Source organism: Paenibacillus sp. OSY-SE (assembly GCF_000283315.1).
In the GTDB taxonomy this organism is placed as follows: domain Bacteria; phylum Bacillota; class Bacilli; order Paenibacillales; family Paenibacillaceae; genus Paenibacillus_B; species Paenibacillus_B profundus.
The window spans coordinates 1-209 of record NZ_ALKF01000076.1; the positions used below are offsets into that span (position 1 = coordinate 1).

The 209-nt window shown below is 45.9% G+C and carries 1 pseudogene; it reads right to left on the bottom strand.

The window, feature by feature from the left end:
- Window positions 1–209 (bottom strand): annotated as a pseudogene (locus A372_RS35755) (hypothetical protein); the annotation flags it as partial.

The following is a 209-nucleotide window of genomic DNA, read 5'->3' on the forward strand; positions in this document are numbered from 1 at the left end:
AGCGCGGCGATGCTTAAGCCGAAAATAGGGGCTGCAGGCAGATTGAAACTGCGGTTTATTTGATATTTCAAGCGGAGAAGGGCGTCAATCCCCGTTCCCCCAAGTCAGATAATTAAAATAGGATTATCAATGGTTGCTACTCTGATCTTATCGCTTACGATCCCTCCGCCGAGTGATACGTCTAATTGTTGGATATGCTCTCTAACTAC